At 69.9% G+C, this 17,621-nt stretch carries 16 protein-coding genes; 2 read left to right on the top strand and 14 right to left on the bottom strand.

Annotated elements, in window-relative coordinates; genetic code table 11:
- Nucleotides 1-93 precede the first annotated feature (93 nt).
- From BJY22_RS24005 to BJY22_RS24030, 6 genes are all read right to left on the bottom strand, one after another.
- Entirely contained in the window at nucleotides 94-1,164 is a 1,071-nt protein-coding gene (locus BJY22_RS24005) for an ABC transporter ATP-binding protein (protein WP_167210335.1), read from the bottom strand.
- Nucleotides 1,161-2,753 carry an ABC transporter permease gene (locus BJY22_RS24010; RefSeq protein WP_167210337.1) on the bottom strand — a complete coding sequence of 531 codons (1,593 nt, stop codon included), beginning with the start codon at nucleotides 2,751-2,753 and terminating at the stop codon, nucleotides 1,161-1,163. The genes BJY22_RS24005 and BJY22_RS24010 overlap by 4 nt, the downstream gene beginning before the upstream one ends.
- A complete protein-coding gene (locus tag BJY22_RS24015) occupies nucleotides 2,737-3,762 on the bottom strand; it encodes an iron ABC transporter substrate-binding protein (RefSeq protein WP_167210339.1) in 1,026 nt (341 codons plus the stop codon). Before BJY22_RS24015 ends, BJY22_RS24010 begins: the two co-directional genes overlap by 17 nt.
- A complete protein-coding gene (locus BJY22_RS24020; RefSeq protein ID WP_167210341.1) occupies nucleotides 3,741-6,323 on the bottom strand; it encodes an AMP-binding protein in 2,583 nt (860 codons plus the stop codon). Before BJY22_RS24020 ends, BJY22_RS24015 begins: the two co-directional genes overlap by 22 nt.
- Before the next feature lie 117 nt (nucleotides 6,324-6,440).
- Entirely contained in the window at nucleotides 6,441-6,608 is a 168-nt protein-coding gene (locus tag BJY22_RS24025) for a hypothetical protein (protein ID WP_167210343.1), read from the bottom strand.
- A 25-nt stretch (nucleotides 6,609-6,633) separates the two neighbouring features.
- Entirely contained in the window at nucleotides 6,634-8,010 is a 1,377-nt protein-coding gene (locus tag BJY22_RS24030; RefSeq protein ID WP_167210345.1) for an MBL fold metallo-hydrolase, read from the bottom strand.
- A gap of 126 nt (nucleotides 8,011-8,136) precedes the next feature.
- On the opposite strand from BJY22_RS24030, the gene BJY22_RS24035 reads away from it, so the two are divergent.
- Nucleotides 8,137-8,394: a metal-sensitive transcriptional regulator gene (locus BJY22_RS24035; protein WP_167210347.1), complete on the top strand. Its 258-nt coding sequence runs from the start codon at nucleotides 8,137-8,139 to the stop codon at nucleotides 8,392-8,394.
- Nucleotides 8,395-8,444: 50 nt separating this feature from the next.
- Here BJY22_RS24035 and BJY22_RS24040 read toward each other — a convergent pair whose 3' ends face one another.
- The 8 genes from BJY22_RS24040 to BJY22_RS24075 all read right to left on the bottom strand — a co-directional run bounded on the left by BJY22_RS24040 (nucleotide 8,445) and on the right by BJY22_RS24075 (nucleotide 16,506).
- Nucleotides 8,445-9,359: a type II secretion system F family protein gene (locus BJY22_RS24040; protein WP_167210349.1), complete on the bottom strand. Its 915-nt coding sequence runs from the start codon at nucleotides 9,357-9,359 to the stop codon at nucleotides 8,445-8,447.
- A 1-nt stretch (nucleotide 9,360) separates the two neighbouring features.
- A complete protein-coding gene (locus BJY22_RS24045) occupies nucleotides 9,361-11,268 on the bottom strand; it encodes a VWA domain-containing protein (RefSeq protein ID WP_167210351.1) in 1,908 nt (635 codons plus the stop codon).
- Nucleotides 11,265-12,662, bottom strand: coding sequence for a TadA family conjugal transfer-associated ATPase (locus tag BJY22_RS24050; RefSeq protein WP_238350445.1), 1,398 nt, complete (start codon nucleotides 12,660-12,662; stop codon nucleotides 11,265-11,267). Before BJY22_RS24050 ends, BJY22_RS24045 begins: the two co-directional genes overlap by 4 nt.
- Entirely contained in the window at nucleotides 12,662-13,834 is a 1,173-nt protein-coding gene (locus BJY22_RS24055) for a CpaE/TadZ family protein (protein ID WP_167210355.1), read from the bottom strand. The genes BJY22_RS24050 and BJY22_RS24055 overlap by 1 nt, the downstream gene beginning before the upstream one ends.
- An 11-nt stretch (nucleotides 13,835-13,845) precedes the next feature.
- Nucleotides 13,846-14,652, bottom strand: a complete 807-nt coding sequence (gene cpaB / locus BJY22_RS24060) for a Flp pilus assembly protein CpaB (RefSeq protein WP_167210357.1) — start codon at nucleotides 14,650-14,652, stop codon at nucleotides 13,846-13,848.
- Nucleotides 14,653-14,677: 25 nt separating this feature from the next.
- Entirely contained in the window at nucleotides 14,678-15,787 is a 1,110-nt protein-coding gene (locus BJY22_RS24065) for a pilus assembly protein TadG-related protein (protein WP_167210359.1), read from the bottom strand.
- The gene (locus BJY22_RS24070; RefSeq protein ID WP_167210361.1) at nucleotides 15,775-16,197 is read right to left on the bottom strand and encodes a TadE/TadG family type IV pilus assembly protein; all 423 of its coding nucleotides are present in this window, start codon (nucleotides 16,195-16,197) and stop codon (nucleotides 15,775-15,777) included. Before BJY22_RS24070 ends, BJY22_RS24065 begins: the two co-directional genes overlap by 13 nt.
- A 120-nt stretch (nucleotides 16,198-16,317) precedes the next feature.
- Entirely contained in the window at nucleotides 16,318-16,506 is a 189-nt protein-coding gene (locus BJY22_RS24075) for a Flp family type IVb pilin (RefSeq protein WP_167210363.1), read from the bottom strand.
- A 314-nt stretch (nucleotides 16,507-16,820) separates the two neighbouring features.
- Here BJY22_RS24075 and BJY22_RS24080 point away from each other — a divergent pair, with 314 nt between their 5' ends.
- On the top strand, nucleotides 16,821-17,531 hold the full coding sequence (locus BJY22_RS24080; RefSeq protein ID WP_167210366.1) for a prepilin peptidase: 711 nt from the start codon (nucleotides 16,821-16,823) through the stop codon (nucleotides 17,529-17,531).
- Nucleotides 17,532-17,621 lie beyond the last annotated feature (90 nt).

Consider the following 17,621-nt stretch of genomic DNA (forward strand, 5'->3'; position numbering starts at 1 on the left):
CCCACAGGCCCGGCCCGCGGGCTGGGCCTGTGGGGGCCCAGGGCAAGGAACAGACCCTGGACGCGGTGAGCGGACGCTCCGGGAGCAGGCGTACTAGCCCCGTACGCCGTCGGTGCCGTCAGCGGGCCCGTGGCTCGGGAACGCGAGGACCTCGTGGGGGACGGCCAGGCCGACGAGGTCGTCCGGCTGTGGGACGCGATGGCCAGGCACACGGGCGACGAGGCGGCTGGCGCTGTTGGAGATGCTGAGACGGACAATCGCGTCCGGTCCGTGGTAGGCGACGGAGACGACTCGCGCGGTGAGGCCGGTGGTTGGTTCCTCGAGGACCAGTTGCTCGGGCCGGATCATGACCAGGACGTCGCCGGTCGCGGGTTCGGCGAGCGTGAGGGTGCCGAGCTCGCAGTCGACGATCGGTCCGGCGGCATGGCCGGTGAGCAGCATGGTGTCGCCGAGGAAGCTGCCGACCTGGGGCGTGGCGGGGCTGGCGTACACGTCGGCGGGGCTGCCGATCTGGGCGAACCTGCCGTCGAACATGACCGCCACCTGATCGGCGAACGAGAGCGCCTCGGCCTGGTCGTGGGTCACGAGCACCGTGGTGGCTCCGCGTGCGGCGAGAGCCGTGAGAGTCGCCTCGCGCGTGGCGGCCCGGAGGGCGGTGTCGAGCGACGAGAACGGTTCGTCGAGCAGTACGACGGCGGGCTCGCGTGCCAGCGCTCGGGCGAGGGCGACGCGCTGCTGCTGGCCGCCGGACAGCTGGTCCGGGCGGCGCCGTGCGAGGTCGGGGGAGAGGCCAACGAGTTCGAGGAGAGGTGCGACCTGGGTCGCTCGGCGGCGTTCGGCACGAGGCAGTCCGAACAGAATGTTGCCGGTGACATCGAGATGCGGAAACAGCGCGCCGTCCTGGCGGACGTATCCGATCCCGCGCCGCTCGGGCGCGATCATCGACTGTTCGCTGGTGAGAACCTTGCCGCCGACCTCGATCCGGCCGCCGGTCGGCCGGACGAATCCGGCGAGTGCCCGGAGCAACGTGGTTTTGCCGCTGCCCGAGGGGCCGAGCACAGCGGTGGTGCCGCCAGGTCGCACGCGCAGGCCGACCTGGTCGAGTACGGGCGGACCGCCGTACCCGACTGTCAGCTCGCTGATGACGATGCCCGCGCTCGTCATCGCTGGTCCAGGATCTGCCGGCGCAGCAACACCGTGAGTGGAACGGAGAGCGCGATCATGCCCGCTGCGTACGGCGCGCTCGCGACGTAGTCCAGCTCGTCGCTGGCCGACCAGAACGCGGTGGCCAGCGTCTCGGTACCGGTCGGTGCGAGCAGGAGGGTTGCGGTGAGCTCGGTGACCGTGGCCAGGAACGTCAGGACGAATCCGGTGAGCGCCGACGGCAGTACGAGCGGGAGAACGACGCGGGCGAAGGTCGCTGACCCGGACACCCCGAGCGAACGTGAAGCTTCGATCAGCTCGGTCGGCGCCGCTGCGAGGCCGGACCGCCAGGAAACCATCGCGCGCGGCAGGAACAGGATGGTGTACGCCGCCACAGCGAGCGCCGCGGTCTGGTAAACGGGCCGGGCCCACTGCACCGCCAAGGTCACCAACGCGAGGCCGATCACCACACCCGGTAGCGCGCTGGAAATGTACGTCACGCGTTCGAGGACAAGGGCCGCCCGGGACGGGTACCGGTGCAGCAGCCAGGCTCCGGGCAGCGCGGCGACGGTTGTGACAAGTCCGGCCAGCACCGCGAGCCCGATAGTCGAACCAGTTGCTGCCAGCAACGGTCCGCCCTCGACAGCATGGGTGGCGACGGCCCGTGCCAGCCACCGCACGACGATCGCGGCGGGAACCATCACCGCCAGCCCGACGAGGACGGCAAGCCCGGCGACCGCCGGTACGGTCCACACCCCGAGTCGATGCGCGACCGGCCGGCGAAGGGTCCCCGGTCCGAGCCGAGCGATCCTGGACTTCCCGCGGAACAGGATCTCGACGGCCAGAAATCCGAGACACAGCACGGCGAGCACGGCCGCGAGGAGGCTACCGGCAGAATTGCTGAAGCCGACGGCGAACTGTTGCAGGATCGAGGTGGTGAAGGTCGGGTACCGCATCATCTGCAGTACGCCGAACTCGGCGAGCAGGTGCAGCGCTACCAGCAGAGCGCCGCCGGCGAGGGCAGGCCGCAGTTGTGGCAGTACGACGCGACGTACGGCGTCCCACGCTGACGAGCCGAGGGACCGCGCGGAGTCGAGCTGGTCCTGGTCGAGCGCCCGCAGGAGGGCGGCGACTGGCAGGAAGACGAACGGGTAGTAGGCCAGCGCGGTGATGAAGACTGCACCGCCCAGACCCTGAACCGACGGCAGGACCGACGTCCAGGCGTAGCTGCTCACGAAGGCGGGGATCGCGAGTGGCATCAGGAGCAAGCCCCGCCAGATGCCCGCGTACGGAATCGAGGTCCGTTCGACAAGCCACGCCGCGCCGCACCCGAGCAGCACAGTGATTGGAACGGTGATCGCCACCAGCAGCAGGGTGTTGCGTAACAGCTCAACCGTTCTGGGCCGGAAGAGCAGCCTCGACGCGTCGGCGGTTCCCGCTGAGATCGCCTGGCCGAAGACGACGATGAGCGGGGCAACCATCACGGTGGCGACCACAACGGCCGCGATCACGACGAGTCGAGGTGTCCGCGCGGTGCGCCGGCCGGCGATGGCCGGCGCGTCAGCGAGTGCTTCGTCGTCCCTGACAGGGACGTCAGAGAATTCCGGCATCGGTCATCAACGTCGTGACTTGGTCGGAGTTGAGGGTGAACGGGTCGACCGGTGGTGCCTGCAGCGTGGCGAGAGGCGGCAGCGCGGGCGCGGACGGTACGCCGGTACCGACGGCGTACTCCATCGACTGGGAGTCGACGAGGACCTTCTGGCCGGCCTTGCTGGTGATGTACTGGAGGAACTTGCGTGCCTCGGCGGGCTTCTTCGCGCCGGCAAGCACGGCTCCACCGGACAGCGAGACGAAGGCGCCAGGGTCCTGGTTGCGGAAGTAGTGCAGCTTGGTGTTGCCGCTGCCTTCCTTGGTGCCGGCCTGGTCGCGGTACCAGTAGTAGTGGTAGATCACGCCACACGGGATCTCGCCGGCGTTGACCGACTTCATCGTCGCGATGTTGTTCTGCAGAGCCCGCGCGTTGGACTTGAGGCCTTTCAGCCAGTCCTTCGTCTTCTGCTCGCCTTGCCCGGCGAGCATGCCGGCCACGATGGCCTGGAAGTCCGCGCCGCCGGGCGCGCAGCCCCAGCGGTCCTTCCAGTCGGCGCCGGACAGGTCCATGAGGGACTTCGGGAGGTCGGCGTCCGGCAGCTTCGCCGGGTTGTAGACCAGCACGGTGGAGCGGGCGGCGATCGCGGTCCAGGCTTTCGACGACGGGGTCAGGTTGGCGGGCACCTGGTTGCGGGTGGCGTCCTCGAGCGGTGCGAGCAGCTTGTTCCGTTCGACCAGGGTCATCGCCGGGCTGTTCTCGGTGAGGAAGACGTCGGCGGGTGATTCCGCCCCTTCGGCGACGAGCTGGTGACCCATCGAAGAGTCACCGCCCTTGCGGACCTGGACCTTGATGCCGGTTTCCTTGGTGAAGGCCTCGGCCCAGGCCTTGGTCAGGTTCTCGTGCTGAGCGGAGTAGACCTGCAGCGAGCCGGGGTCGGCGACGTACTCGTCCTCGGACTTCGAACCGCATCCCACGAGGGTCGCGGTGCCGAGTGCTCCGAGGCCGGTCAGGAACGTACGTCGACGCATGGTCGATCCTTTCTGAGGAGGCGTGTCGCGGCGGTGCGAGGCCTGATCGGGGTGCCGCCGGTCGGAGCGGGCAGCGGCAGCCGGCGCAGGGCAGCGGTACTGACGGCACAGAACGCGAGGCCGACGGCGAGCGAAACGGTGAACTCGGTGATCGGGCGGTCGAAGAACGCGAATACCTGGAACTGCACCAGGTACACATGCAACGAGGCGGCGGCCAGGATGCCGAGCGGCCGGACGAGCAGAACCGGTACCGGCACGGTCGGGAGGACGGCGAGGAGCATGAGTCCGCCCATGATGATCAGGTTGCGCTCCCACGCGGGGAAGAACCCGATCGCCGCCGCGGCCGCGACCAGGCCCGTGGCGAGGGCGCGCCGCCGGGTGTCCGCGACCGCCATCGCGATCCCGGCGACGTACAGCCAGGCGACGGTGCCCGGCAGCCCGCGGACCGGCCCGTCGACCAGTGCGGGCACGAGGTAGCGCGGCGCCAGCGACAACGCCAGCACCACCATGGTGGTTCGCCACGGGTCCACGGCGTACGCCGCCCGCAGCCGTTGAACCGCGAGGAGGGCGGTCGTCACGATCGAGAGCATCAGCAGCGCTTCGACGAACCAGAAGATGTTGATGTCCTGTGGCTGGACCAGCCAGTGCACCAGTGCCAGGTTCGACCAGTGGATCGAGCGGAATCCGAGGACCATGACAGCGGCGACGACCATCGCCGGCAGCGCGACGGCGATCGCGAGCCTGGCGGTACGCCGTACACGGTCCGCTGTCGTCTGCGCCGCGAGGACGTAGCGCGCGAACAGGAACCCGCCGACCGCGAGCAGGATGTGAGCTCCGCCGGCCAGCCGGAACAGACCGACGTGGCTGCCGCAGATCATCACGACGGCCAGGCCGCGAAGGATCACCGACATCTCGACGGGCTGGATGAGCGCGCGGCGTCGCGGGCGCTGGCGCGCTGCCAGGGCGACGAGTTCGCGGACGGGCCGATGGTGCCAATCGGCGGGCAGGGTGCCGGCCAGCCGGGTGAGACCGAGGGAGGCCTTGACGTGGTTGAACGAGTCACCGCCGAGCTCGGCGAACGACCGGTCCAGATCGATGTCGCGGCGGCCGACCAGCGGTGCGAGCAGTTGGGTCACCGCAGCTAGCGAGTCGGCGTGAGGATCAGGCCGGCCTGACTCGTCGGCGGCGTGCAGGGCGGCGCAGCCTCGCCGGTCGACTTTGCCGTTGGGCAGCAGTGGCAGAGCAGCGACCTCGCGCACGGAGACGACGGAGACGCCCAGACCGGCCGCGGCCGCCGACTGCCGCTGCACCGCATGACGATCCGAAGCCCGGCGTACGAAGGTGACCTGCAGCTGTTCGTCGGTGCCGGTGACGCAGCAGGGTACACCGTGGTCGCGCATCGTCCGCTCGACCTGCCCGAGGTCGATCCGGATACCCATGATCTTCACGTGGTCGGAGCGGCGTCCGACGATCCGGACGAGACCGTCGTCGCCGATGCGGGCCAGGTCGCCGGTGCGCAGCTCGGTACGCATCCGGCCCAGTGCGAGGTCGTCCGGATGTTCGGCGTACCCGAGCATCACTCCCGGCCCGGTGAAGACGAGCTCACCGACCGGTTCGGCACCGGCGGGCTGGTCGATGCCTGCGGTGTCGAGCCGGAAGGCGGAGTCCGCGATCGGCCAACCGACCGCGTCCGGGTAGCGAGCGGCGAGTTCCGGCGGCAGCACGGCCATGCGGGCGGTGGCCTCGGTCTGCCCGTACATCACCGCCAGGCCCCAGCCGTCCCGCTCGCCACGTTCGGCCAACTCGCGCACACGGGCAGGCGGCAGCGCGCCGCCGGCCTGGGCGAGCAGCCGCAACGAAGGCAGATCGTCCAGAAGTCCCTGCACATCGAGAAGGTCGGCAACATGCGGGGTCGCCGGTAAGAGCGTGACCTGCTGGGTCCGCAGCTCGGCGCCGAACGCCGGATCGGTGATCGAGCCGTGCCACAGCACGGTGGTCGCTCCGGCGCGCAACTGTGCGTGGAGAACCGACAGACCGAAGCAGTAGTGCAGCGGGAGCGAGGTCACTGCGCGGTCGGTCGGCGTGATTGAGAGCGCCGCTGCGATCGCGTTGGCGTTGCTGATCAGGTTGCTGTGGCTGAGCCGGACCAGCTTCGGCGATCCGGTGCTGCCCGAGGTGCTGAGCAGCAGCGCGAGCTCGGGATGCAGGAGGTGCCGCGTCCCGCCGTCTCCGTCGAACGTGCCGTCGCCGCGCAGCCGCAGGTCCGGCGGGTAGGTGTCGGTGATCGACAGCTGCTCGGCCGGGGCGAGCAGGGCGACATGTCCGGCCCGCAGGACGGCGAGGTAGCCGAGCACGAGCTGACGTTCGGCGGCGAGCGGAACATGGACCAGGCGACGTCCGGTCTGGACCGGTGGCAGCGTCGCGGCGAGAGCGTCGATGTGCTCGGAAAGCGCTTGGTAGCTGAGCGATCCGGCATCGTCGACGAGGGCAGCGCGCTGGGCGTCGGCCGATGCGGACACGAGGACCGTGGCTGAAGCCCGCTTGAAGTTCAGCGGGAGCACAATGGTTAGGCTAACCTAAGGATTTGTGTCGGTCCAATCACAGCCGCATCACAGAATCGTTGCGCACGTCGTCGATCTGACCTGCGCGGACGTGGGCCTGGAGGAGCTGCTCGGTGGTTAGCGGCCGAGGAGTTTGCTGAGCCAGCTGCTGTCGCGGCGTTCGGGCTTGGGGTGGCCGGGGCACCATTGGTCGGCGGGAACCATCGCCTTGACCTGGCCGACGTGCTGGCCGCATCCGGCCCAGGTGGTCTTGGAGCAGGTCTTGCAGGTGACGGGTCGGCACATGATGGATCTCCTTGGAGGGGTTCGGTCAGGCTTCCGGGCCGACGAGGTGGAGGCCGGTCTTCGCCGCGTTCTCGAACCTGTCGTCGACGGCGACGAGCGTCCGTCCGGCGGCGTGCAGGAACGATGCGGCAATGGAGGCCCGATAGCCGGCGGCGCAGTGCACCCACACCTCGCCGGGCGGTACGTCGGGGACTCGCCGCGGTAGCTCGTGGATCGGGATGTTGACGGCGCCCTCGATCCGGGCGGCTCGGTGCTCTTCGGTACGGCGTACGTCGAGCACGACGACGTCGCGGTGATGTCGGACGAGGTCCAGGTCGGCGAACGTAGCGGTCGGGAAGGAGACAGGGGAGTGCGGGCTCCAGCGGTCCGGCCCGCCGGTGGCGTGCGCCGCGGGGCGGTCGATGCCGATGCGGACGAGCTCGCGCTGAGCCTGCGCGACGTCGGCGGCGGTCTCGCCCAGCAACGTGACCGGGGTGCCCCAGGTGATCAGCCAGCCGAGATAGGTGGAGAAGGAGCCGTCGAGGCCGAAGTTGAGGGTGCCCGGGGCGTGGCCGGCGGCGAAGGCGGTGCGGGTTCGCAGGTCGACGACCCATTCGCCGGCTTCGATCCGTCGGCGGAGTTCCGCGGCGTCCGCAGGCTCGGGAAGTGAGAGGTCGGGTGCGTCGGGACCTGCGGAGTTGGCGGCCGCCATGTGGGCGTAGTACGCCGGCCAGACGCCGAGGCCGTCGAGCAGGTCGCGAACGTAGTCCTCCTCGTCCTGCGTCAGGACAGGATTCGTGCGTTTCTCCTGACCGATCGTCGATTCGGTCGCATCGGACTGTGTTGCCGAGCAGAACGAGCCGAATCCGTGCGTCGGGAAGATCCTGGTCTCGTCGGGCAGACTCCGGGCGAGTTTGTGCGCCGAGCGGTGCTGGTGGTGGACGAGGGCGTCGGTGTGGTCCGGCCCGAGGAGATCGGGCCGACCCGTCGCGCCGTACAGCAGGGAGCCGCCGGTGAAGACTGCGACAGGTTGTTCGCCGTCGGTGAGGGCGTAGGAAAGGTGGGTGTAGGTGTGGCCGGGAGTATGGATCGCGCGCAGCCGCATCCGGTCGCCGATCCGGGTCGTGTCACCGTCCCGCAGTGGCGTGCGCTGGAAGCTGACCTCGTCGTCGGCGTTGACGAGATACGTCGCCCCGGTCGCCCGGGCGAGCGCGACGCCGCCGGTCACATAGTCGTTGTGGATGTGGGTCTCGAAGACGTGGGTGAGGCGCACGGCCTCGGTCCGGAGGGTGGCCAGGATCCGGTCGATGTCACGCTGCGGGTCGACGACGAACGCCACCTCGCCGTCGTGGACGAGATAGCTGCGGTCCCCGAGTGACGGCGTCTCGATCGTCCGGATCGTCAGCGGATGGTGATCGGTCATGTGTCCTCACTGCTCCTATCCCCCCAGGGGGTTCGAGACGACCGTAACACATCCCCCCAGGGGGTTGTAGACTCGGTGGTGGCGCCGCCGGACGGGCGCGCCGTCGACCCCGATGGGAAGGCCTCGATGGACTTCGAACCCGACGAGATCAAGCCGATCGTCACCCGGATGAAACGCGCGCACGGGCACCTCGGCAGCGTCATCCGGATGATGGAGGACGGCGCGGACTGCGAGGCGGTGCTCACTCAGCTCGCCGCCGTGAACAAGGCACTCTCCCGGGCCGGCTACGCAATCGTCAGCACCGGCATGCAACGGTGCCTCACCGACGAGGACAGCGACATCGACGCCGCGAAGATGGAGAAACTGTTCCTCGCCTTGGCCTGAGCCGGAACCGCACTGGTGAGCCGAGCTCGGCGGTGTCCAGCAGGGTCGTGCTACTTGCCGAAGAAGACGTTCATGATGTTGATCGCCCCGGGACCGATGACCACGACGAACAGTGACGGGAACAGGCAGAAGACCAGCGGGAAGAGAATCTTCACCGGGATCTTCTCGGCCTTCTCCTCGGCGCGTTGCTGACGGCGTAGGCGCATCTCCTTGGCCTGCTCACGGAGTACGTCGGCGATGGTGATTCCCAGCTCGCCGGCCTGGACCAGAGCTGAGACGAAGGACCGCAGCTCGGGCGCCGTCGTTCGATCGGCCAGTGCGCGCAGGGCGCGGGCGCGCGACGTGCCGATCTGGATCTCCTGCAGCACACGCGAGAACTCCGCTGCCAGCGGGCCCTGCGTGTTGCGGGCGACCTGCGCCAGCGCCGCGTCGAACCCCAGCCCCGCCTCGACGCAGACCGTGAGCATGTCCAGCGCGTCGGGCAAGGCCTGCTGGATCTTGGCCTGCCGCTTGGCGCCGGCGTTGTACAGCAGGATGTCCGGTACGAAGAAGCCGACGGTCCCGGCCACCGCGGCGCCGACGACGGCCAGGCCGATCGTGCGTACGCCGTACAGCGCGCCGACTCCGCCCAGTACGAACAGGCCGAGGCCTTTCGCAGCGAGGATCCGATCGGGCGTCCACCCGGACGGATTGCCCGCGAGGTCGAGCCGGCGTTGGAGCGTCGCCGCCATGCCACCGGGCGAGAGCCGCTCCGCGAGGCGCCGCAGCCATCCGGGAAGTACTGCGAAGGGATCACGTTCGGGCGCCTGCTCGACCTGGCCCTGCTGGGCGTAGTGCGTGTCGATCGTGGCCAGCGCTCGGGCGACTCCGTTCTGGGCCGGGCGCGAGGTGATGCCGAGGATCGCGAGCACGATGGCCAGGCCGAGTGCGGCCAGGCCGCCGACGAGGATCGCGGTTGCCGTCATGTCATGCCTCCACCTTGATCAGGACGCGGATCCAGAGGGCGCCCACGACGATGAGTGCCGCGCCGCCGGCGACCAGCAGCCAGCCGATCGGACTGCTGAACAACGGCTGCATGTACTGCGGTTTGGAGAGCGTCAGCCAGGTGCCGAGCGCGAGCGGCAGCGCGACAATGATGTAGCCGGACAGTCGCCCTTCGGCGCTGACCGCACGGATGTGGCGGCGGATCTTGGCGCGCTCGCGCATGGTGTCGATCGTGTTCCGCAGTACCTCGGCGAGGTTGCCGCCGACCTCACGCTGGATCCGGGTGGCCATCACGACCCAGCGCAGGTCGTCGCACTCCATCCGGGCCGCCACCCGGTCCAGGCCGTCCTCGAGCTCGACACCGATCCTGGTCTCGGCGAGTGCCCGGGAGAACTCGTCGGCGGCGGGCTGCGTCCCGTCGCGGACGACGGCGTCGACAGCCTGCGCGAGCGAGAAACCCGAGCGCAACGAGCCGACGATCAGCTGGAGTACGTCGGGAAGCTGCTCGCCGAACGCCGCGCGCCGCCGGCCCGCGCGGATACTCAGGTACACGTGCTGCCCGATCCACCCGACCACCAGGCCGATCGGAAGGCTCAGCAGCAGATCCAGACCCGAGAGGACCAGGCCGACTGCGAGGACCGCGGACGCGGACAGGGTGAGCGCGGCCCACTCCGCGGGGGTGCGTTTCAGGTTGGCGAGGTCGAGCCGCCGGGCGAGTCCCTGGTCGGCACCGGCCGCTCGCAGTACCTCACCGACGACCCCGAGTGCTGTCTGCGCAGCAGGACCTTCGGATTCGCCGGCTTCCTCGTGGTGGGGCCCGTAATGCCTCATCTGTTCCACCAGCCTCCGTGCGTTGTCCCGACGTACCCCTTGCCGGCGCAGCAGGAGAACGACCAGCAACAGCACAGCGAAGACACCAGCGAGCAGGCCGACCAGCTGACCGCTCCAGACAGCTCGGTCCGCCGGCACGGCGGGCTTCGCGGATGGGATGGTGGCGAACGTCAGCGTGGTCGTCGTACTCGCCGAGCCGACGTTCACGCGCAGGGTCACGGTGCGGCCGGCCAGTACGTCGGGCACTGTGACGTCGACCTTCGCACGGGCGGTGAAGCTGCGGGCCACGGCGGCGAAGGCGGCCGTCAGCTCGCCGGCGTTCTGCGCGGCCAGTACCCGCCCGCCTGCGGCCGATGCGACCTGCCGGGCGGCCGAGGCGTCGCTCTTGCCGTACCGGAAGGCGACGACGTCGGCCGGAACGCCTGCGTCGGAGAGCCTCCTGGTCACCGACACGAGCTTGGCCGTACTGGAGGTGTCGACTCCGTCCGAGAGCACAACGAGCCTGCGCTGGGTCGACGGACCGAGCCGAGCGGCGTCGAACGCCGAGACCGCCGCGTTCACCGCGTCGTACAGCGTCGTGGCACCGGACGCCTGGACCCGGGTCAGGGCGTCGCGGACCGAGGCGCGGTTCGTGGTCGGGCCGACGACGAGCCTGGGCTGATCCGCGAACGTGAGCAGGCCTGCCTCGACATCGCTCGGCAGGTCGGCCAGGTAGCTCAGTGCGGCCTGCCGCGCCGCCGCGATACCTGATCCGGCCATGGAGCCGCTGGTGTCCAGGACGATCATCACAGCGCGCTGCGGCGCCGCGGCGGTGGTCGCGTTGCTGACCGGAGTGACACGTGAGGGAAGAACGGTGCGTCCGGCAACGACCTGGACCGTCTGCGAGTCCAGTCGTCCGGATACGTTGGCGGTACTGAGAACGAAACCGGCCGTGCCGGGACCGACCTGGACAGAGTCGATATGCGCCACGGGGTCACCGCCCGCGTGCGCCGTACCGGAAAGGAAGGTCAGCACCACGCCTCCGAGAAGGACTGTCAGGGTCCGGCGAAGCGCGCTCATCGTCCTGCCTCTTCCAGGCCGAACAGCCGCGGTGACACCTGGATGCCGCGATCGGCGAGGCGATCGAGGAAACCGGGCCGCAGACCGGTGGACCGCAACGTGCCGCGGAACCAGCCGCTGTCGTCGACCCCGGCGTGGAAGTCGAACAGGAACAGGTCCTGCAGCGTGATGATGTCGCCCTCCATCCCGGTGACCTCGGTGATGTGGGTGATCCGGCGGGTCCCGTCCTTCAGCCGCGACTGGTGCACGACCAGGTCGATCGCGGCCGCCATCTGCTCGCGGATCGCGCGTTGCGGCAGCTCGACGCCGGCCATCAGCACCATGGTCTCCAGCCGGGACAGCGAGTCGCGCGGCGCGTTCGAGTGCACGGTCGTGATCGAGCCGTCGTGGCCGGTGTTCATCGCCTGCAGCATGTCCAGGGCGGCACCGTCGCGGACCTCGCCGATGATGATCCGGTCGGGCCGCATCCGCAGGGCGTTCCGTACCAGGTCGCGGATCGCGACCTCGCCCCGTTTCTCGACGTTCGCCGGCCGGGCCTCGAGCCGCAGGACGTGCTCCTGCCGCAGTTGCAGCTCGGCCGCGTCCTCGATCGTGACGATCCGCTCGTCGTCGGGCAGGAACGACGACAACACGTTCAGCGTCGTCGTCTTGCCCGAGCCCGTGCCGCCGCCGATCAGGATGTTGAGCCGTCCGCGCACACAGGCCCGCAACAGGTCGGCGACCGGACCGGTCAGCGTGCCGAACGAGATGAGGTCGTCGGTCGTGAACGGGTCCGCGGCGAACTTCCGGATCGTCAGCAGTGATCCGTCGAGCGCGATCGGCGGTACGACGGCGTTCACCCGGCTGCCGTCGGGCAGGCGTGCGTCCACCATCGGGCTCGCGTCGTCGACCCGGCGTCCGACGCGGGAGACGATCTTGTCGATGGTGCGCCGCAGGTGGCTCTCGTCGGTGAACGCCGCGTCGACCGGGCGCAGCCGGCCCTCCCGCTCGACATAGATCTGGTCGTGACCGTTGACCATGATCTCGGAGACACCCGGGTCGCGCAGGTACGGTTCGAGCGGACCGTGGCCGAGGATCTCGTCGGCGACCTCCTGGGCGACCCGGGACCGGTCGGACACGGTCATCGGCGTGTCGTCGCGTTGCAGGACGGCCTGCAGCGTCTGCGTGACCCGCTGTTCCAGGTCGCGCTGGTCGAGATGAGCGTCGTACAGCTTGGGTCCGAGGCTCTCCAGCAGGCCCTGGTGGACGCTGCGCTTGACGCCGGCGAACGGGTCCGCGTTGCGCGCGGCGCGTCGCGGTACGTCGGTCTGGCTGCGCTGCGCCGACGGGTCCGAGGGCACCGCGTGGCCCTCACCGCGCGGGTGTCGTTGGGCCAGCCGTTCGGTGAGGTTCATCATCGCCGCCCTTCGGCCCGCCGGGCGAACGCCTTGGACCTGGTGGGGACCGGCTGGTTCAGCAGCCGCTCGCGCGCGAACCGGGTGATCGCCTGGCTGACCGGATGGGTCGGCGTCGCGAACACGATCGGAGTACCTCGGTTGATCGAGACCGGAACGTTGCGGCTGGACGGCACCTGGCCGCTGATGGCGCTGTGCACCACGTGCTCGACATCGGTGGGGGACAGGCCAACCTTCGAGTCCGAGCGGTTGAGCAGCACCGAACGGATCTCGCGCGTGTAGGACAGCAGATCCAGCATGTCCAGGGCGATCCGCAGGTTCTTCAACGCCGGGGTGTCGGGTGTGGTCAGCAGGACATGGTGGTCGGACGCGTCCATCGCGGTGAGCACGTGCTCGCTGAACTGCGCCGGCGTGTCGATCACGACGAAGTCGTACATGGTGCGCAGCAGGGCGAGCAGCTCGCCGACGAGTGCGGCGGGGATCCGCTCCGCATCGCCGGGAGTGACCGGCGCCAGCAGGATGTCGAGTCCCGGCCGGTACGGCGTCAGCAGCGAAGCCGCTCCGGTCGTGTCGAGGTGGCCGGCCATCGGCAGCGCGTCGCTGATCGTGCGCACCGGCTCGACCTGGACGCAGATCGCCACGTCGCCGAAGGCGAGGTCGAGGTCGACCAGACAGATCCGGTGCGTCCCGCCGGCGGACAGTGCTGCGGCCAGGTTGATCGCCAGGGTGGTCTTGCCGCAGCCGCCCTTGGCGGCGAAGACGGTGACGACCTTGCCGTGGTGCTCCTTGGGGCGCTCCTCGCCGGCCCGGAGCTCGGCCCGCACCCGGCCGGACACCGACCGCGAGCGCTCGCACGCGTCGGCCAGCGCGGCGGGGTCGTCCGCGGTGACGACCTCCCGGACGCCGGAGCGCAAGGCCTCGGTCAGCAGTGCCACGTCGATCTGCTCCCGGACCAGGATCACGCCCACGGCGGGTCGCTCCAGGCGCAGCCGCGCGGTGAACCGCAGGGCGGCGGCCGGCTCCGCGACGGTGCCCACGACGACGAGGTCCTCGGACGGGTCTTCCCCCAGGGCACGCCATGCGGCGTCGAGATCGCCCACGGTGCGGACCTGTCCGCGGATACTCCCGCTCAGGTCTCCCGGCGCCCCGGCCGGATGGCAGTAGATGGTCATGGCTGTCGTCCTTACTTCTTCGGCGCCGGCGGGAACTGGGGGACGAGGTGGTCGTCAGGCTTGATCTGCGCGGACGGGCCGTGCAGGGCGAGGTACGGCAGGCCGGTCTGCGTGAGCAGGATCAGCCGCTCGGCATCGTCCTGGTTCACGGCGAAGGTGACCAGGATCGGGTCGTTCCGCGAGGACGCGTTCTGCTGCCCGATGCCGGTCGACTTGACCGATTCCTCCGCGTCGTCACGGGCGGCCGGCCCGATGGACAGCACCCGCACCTTCGGGATGACGACCCGGGTGTTGCCGATGCCTTTCCCGATCTGCAACTTGTGCTGGCCGGAACAGTTCGGTTGCGCCGACGCATCGTTGCTACCAGCAACCAGCGTGCCGAACACCGCGACGTCCGATCCTTCCCGCACGTTGCCGGCGACGGCCTCCGGGGTGCACAACGTGATTGTGACGGCGACCTTCCCGTCCGGGATCGCCAGTCCGCCCGTGGCCTGCGCCGCGGTCACCAGGACCGAGGTTCGCAGCAACTGGCCGGGGCTCAGGTCGCTCGATGTGACGAGCGCCTCCTGGGCGGGGGTGATCTCGGCGACGGCGTCCGACGGGACCGACGACGCGGGCATGGTTTCCTTGCGCAACACGGCTTTCGCGTCTCGGGCCGTCGTACCGGACGGGATCGCCTTGCCGGCCACGAGGACGGTGACGGCTTGCTGTCCGGCCACGGCGCGGGCGTCCGCGCGATTGACGTAGACCAGTACGGCACCCGTCCCGAGCGCCGCCAGCACCACCGCCAGAACGATGGTCGCAACTCGACGTTTCATGAGTCTCTCTCCTCTGCCGGCGGTGCTAGCCGGCGAGCTTGATGGCCGTGGCGCCGAAGTTCGGGCCGCTGCCGATGGTGGTCGAAACAGGGACGAGGGCCTGGGTGAAGTGGCCGAAGATGCAGGACGGCGTGGTCGCACCGTTCGGGCACGAGGCAGGCGTGAACGGCGCGGGGATGGCGTCCTTGAGCGGGTTCATGTTGGCGTAGCCGGTGAGCACGAACGCGGCGAGTCCGAGCAGGTGGTAGGTAGCGCCGCTGCCCGTGCCGGTGGTCGTGTCGAAGATCGGGATGAAGATCGGCGTCTTGCTGGCGACGTACGACATCAGCAGGTCCTGACAGGCCTGGCTCAGGTTCTTGCCGGGGTCGCTGCCGGCGACATAGCCGCTCTGGCTGAGGTCCACCGATGCGGCGCAGTCGCCGTCGGAGGCCAGCCACCCGAATTCGCCAGGTGCGCTCATTCCGCCGCAGGTCGGCGCATTCGGTGCGTCGCGGACGAAGATCCGTACGTCGGTCCCGAAGGTCGGCGGCGTACCGCCGGTCGCCTGGGTCCATGCGCACAGTGAGAGCGTCATCGCGAGCGACTTCGAGCTCTGCACGGCCGGACCCCACTGCGCACGGGCACAGGCGCGCACCGTGGTTCCTTCATAGCTGCCGTTGCCGGGCAGTGCCCGGGCGAAGACCGGCGGCAGCAGCGAGGAGCCGTCCGCGGTCCTGGTGGCGGTGTGCACGTCGACGTACGTCTCGCTGCCGGTCGGCAGGGGCGGACATTCGCCGCTGTTCCCGGCAGGGTGCGGGCAGTTCGGCAGGACGGCCTTCGCGTCGTGGCCGCACACCAGTGCGACCGTCGAGGCCCGGTCTGCCGCGTTGGAATCGGCGTACCAGGCGGCGCTGTCCGGCTTGCAGCCGGCGTCGCCCGCACAGCTCTTCGCGACGGCGAGCGAGCCCGCGTCGGCGCCGCTCTGCAACTCGGCGCGCTCGACGTACAAGCGGCCGGCATCGATCGTCAGGGCGGCCATGCCGAGCAGGACACCGGCGGCGAACAAGACGCCGACCAGCACGCCGACGGCGCCCCGGTCGTCGGCGCCGACCATCCGCAGCATCGGCCGGACGTAGGACGGTACTAGGTTTCGCACGGCATGACCCCCTGCGCGGACAGCATGATCGGGCCTCCGAGGCCGGTGCCACCGAAGAGGCCGGCGATGGAACCGAATCCGGGCGTGAACTGGAACGTGTGCGTGGTCTGGACGGCGCCGCTGCTCGTCGGCCCGGCGCCGGTCGGACACGATGACGTGACCGACACCCCGACCGGACTCAGCGTTCCGGCGGCGGCCTGGGTGCGGCTCGTCACGTTCGGCTGTCCGAGGGCGACGAGCCGGGCACCTTCCCGGGCGGCCTGGGTGAGGCTCTGCTGTGCGTTGAGCATCCGGCCGAAGTCGATGACGCCCAGCACGAGCAGCAGCAGGAGGGGAAGCAGGAGCGCGAACTCGACGGCGGTGGCGCCGCGGTCCGCGCTGCTGCTCCCATGTACCGACGAGGGAAGCATGCGGCGTACCCGGGCCGCAGTCCGGATGCGAGGTGTCCGGCCGTGGTGAGTTTCCCCGCCGCGGCGCCCTCGTCTCGGATACATGAGTTCTCCCCACTCGCTGTCGACGGATCGTCCGGATCAGGGCAGGGCGGCGACGACGGCCTGGTACATGGCGGCGATCCGCGGGCCGAGCACCAGCAGGATCGGGATCGCGAGCACCGAGACCAGGCCCAGGAGCAGGCCGTACTCGATCATCGTCGCGCCGCGGTCGTCGCGCCGCGTCTGCTCGATGGCGCTCTGCATGTGGGTGAGCAGTTGGTGAGACATGTGGAACTCCTTCGTCTGTGGCGGGTCGCTGGATCCGCCGGTCCACCGGCCGGCGAGCTGCCGAGCGGTACCGAGAACGATGCGCGCCGGGAACCCCCACGCGGCATCGGTCATCCGGTCAGAACGCACCGCCCGATCGCCCGACGGGCGCGGTGATCGGCCGACAAGACCAGCCGATCGGGTGACACCACGCGACAGGCGTGTCGGGCGACCGGACGACAAGGACGGCCGAACGGCCGGTCCTCGGTCTCCGGTCGGCCAGTTCGCCGCGAACGCCGTTCCGCCGCCCACCGGACCGCCGTACGTTGGCCGGCATGGACATCACCTGGTCAGTTGCCGGAGGCACCGTTGGAGTCGTGGCCGGCCTGCTGCTGCGCGGCACGGTGTTCCGGCTGTCCGTGGCGCCCGGTTCCCCTGACCGCTCGGCGTGCGCGCGGTGTGCGGCGCCGGTGGGGGGCCGGTTCGCCGTCCGGTGTGCGCAGTGCGGCGGCTGGTACGGCGTTCCGCTCGTCCTCGAGGCGCTGACGGCGGCCGTGTTCGCGGTGCTGATGTGGCGGTTCGGTGGGCTGCCCGAGATCGCGCCGTACGCCTTCGTCGGTGCGCTCGGCGTCGCGCTGGCCGTCGTCGACATCGACGTTCAGCGGCTGCCCAACGCTTTGACGCTGCCGTTGTACCCCGGGCTGGTCGCCCTCTTCGGACTGGTCGCCGTCGTCGACGGGCGCCCTGGGGACCTGATGCGGGCGATGCTGGGTGGGCTGGTCCTGGGCGGGTGTTACCTTGCGCTGGCGGTTGCCAGTAGCGGCCGCCTGGGTGGGGGTGACGTCAAGCTCGCCGGCGGCCTGGGGATCGCACTCGGCTGGCTGGGGTGGCCGACGCTGCTCGTCGGCGCTCTTCTCGGGTTCCTGATCATGGGTGCCGTCGGCGCGGTTCTGGTGGCCGCCCGCCGTGTCACCCTCCAGCAAGCGATCAGCTTCGGCCCGTTCATGCTAGGCGGCGCCCTGGTCGCCGTTGTCGCCTCCAGCTGAGGCAGGACCGGCTTCCCGTCGAACTAGGGTCCAAAGGCCCTGGTCGTCCCACCTCCCGATTACCTAACGTGACGGAGTCGCGGGGAGGTT

Source organism: Kribbella shirazensis, from assembly GCF_011761605.1.
GTDB classification, from domain to species: Bacteria; Actinomycetota; Actinomycetes; order Propionibacteriales; family Kribbellaceae; genus Kribbella; species Kribbella shirazensis.

Coding starts and splice junctions, on each gene's coding strand:
- BJY22_RS24055 (WP_167210355.1), bottom strand. CDS start 13,834: ATGACCATCTACTGCCATCCGGCCGGGGCGCCGGGAGACCTGAGCGGG.
- BJY22_RS24075 (WP_167210363.1), bottom strand. CDS start 16,506: ATGTCTCACCAACTGCTCACCCACATGCAGAGCGCCATCGAGCAGACG.
- BJY22_RS24010 (WP_167210337.1), bottom strand. CDS start 2,753: ATGCCGGAATTCTCTGACGTCCCTGTCAGGGACGACGAAGCACTCGCT.
- BJY22_RS24025 (WP_167210343.1), bottom strand. CDS start 6,608: ATGTGCCGACCCGTCACCTGCAAGACCTGCTCCAAGACCACCTGGGCC.
- BJY22_RS24005 (WP_167210335.1), bottom strand. CDS start 1,164: ATGACGAGCGCGGGCATCGTCATCAGCGAGCTGACAGTCGGGTACGGC.
- cpaB (WP_167210357.1), bottom strand. CDS start 14,652: ATGAAACGTCGAGTTGCGACCATCGTTCTGGCGGTGGTGCTGGCGGCG.
- BJY22_RS24030 (WP_167210345.1), bottom strand. CDS start 8,010: ATGACCGATCACCATCCGCTGACGATCCGGACGATCGAGACGCCGTCA.
- BJY22_RS24040 (WP_167210349.1), bottom strand. CDS start 9,359: ATGACGGCAACCGCGATCCTCGTCGGCGGCCTGGCCGCACTCGGCCTG.
- BJY22_RS24045 (WP_167210351.1), bottom strand. CDS start 11,268: ATGAGCGCGCTTCGCCGGACCCTGACAGTCCTTCTCGGAGGCGTGGTG.
- BJY22_RS24035 (WP_167210347.1), top strand. CDS start 8,137: ATGGACTTCGAACCCGACGAGATCAAGCCGATCGTCACCCGGATGAAA.
- BJY22_RS24015 (WP_167210339.1), bottom strand. CDS start 3,762: ATGCGTCGACGTACGTTCCTGACCGGCCTCGGAGCACTCGGCACCGCG.
- BJY22_RS24080 (WP_167210366.1), top strand. CDS start 16,821: ATGGACATCACCTGGTCAGTTGCCGGAGGCACCGTTGGAGTCGTGGCC.
- BJY22_RS24070 (WP_167210361.1), bottom strand. CDS start 16,197: ATGCTTCCCTCGTCGGTACATGGGAGCAGCAGCGCGGACCGCGGCGCC.
- BJY22_RS24050 (WP_238350445.1), bottom strand. CDS start 12,662: ATGAACCTCACCGAACGGCTGGCCCAACGACACCCGCGCGGTGAGGGC.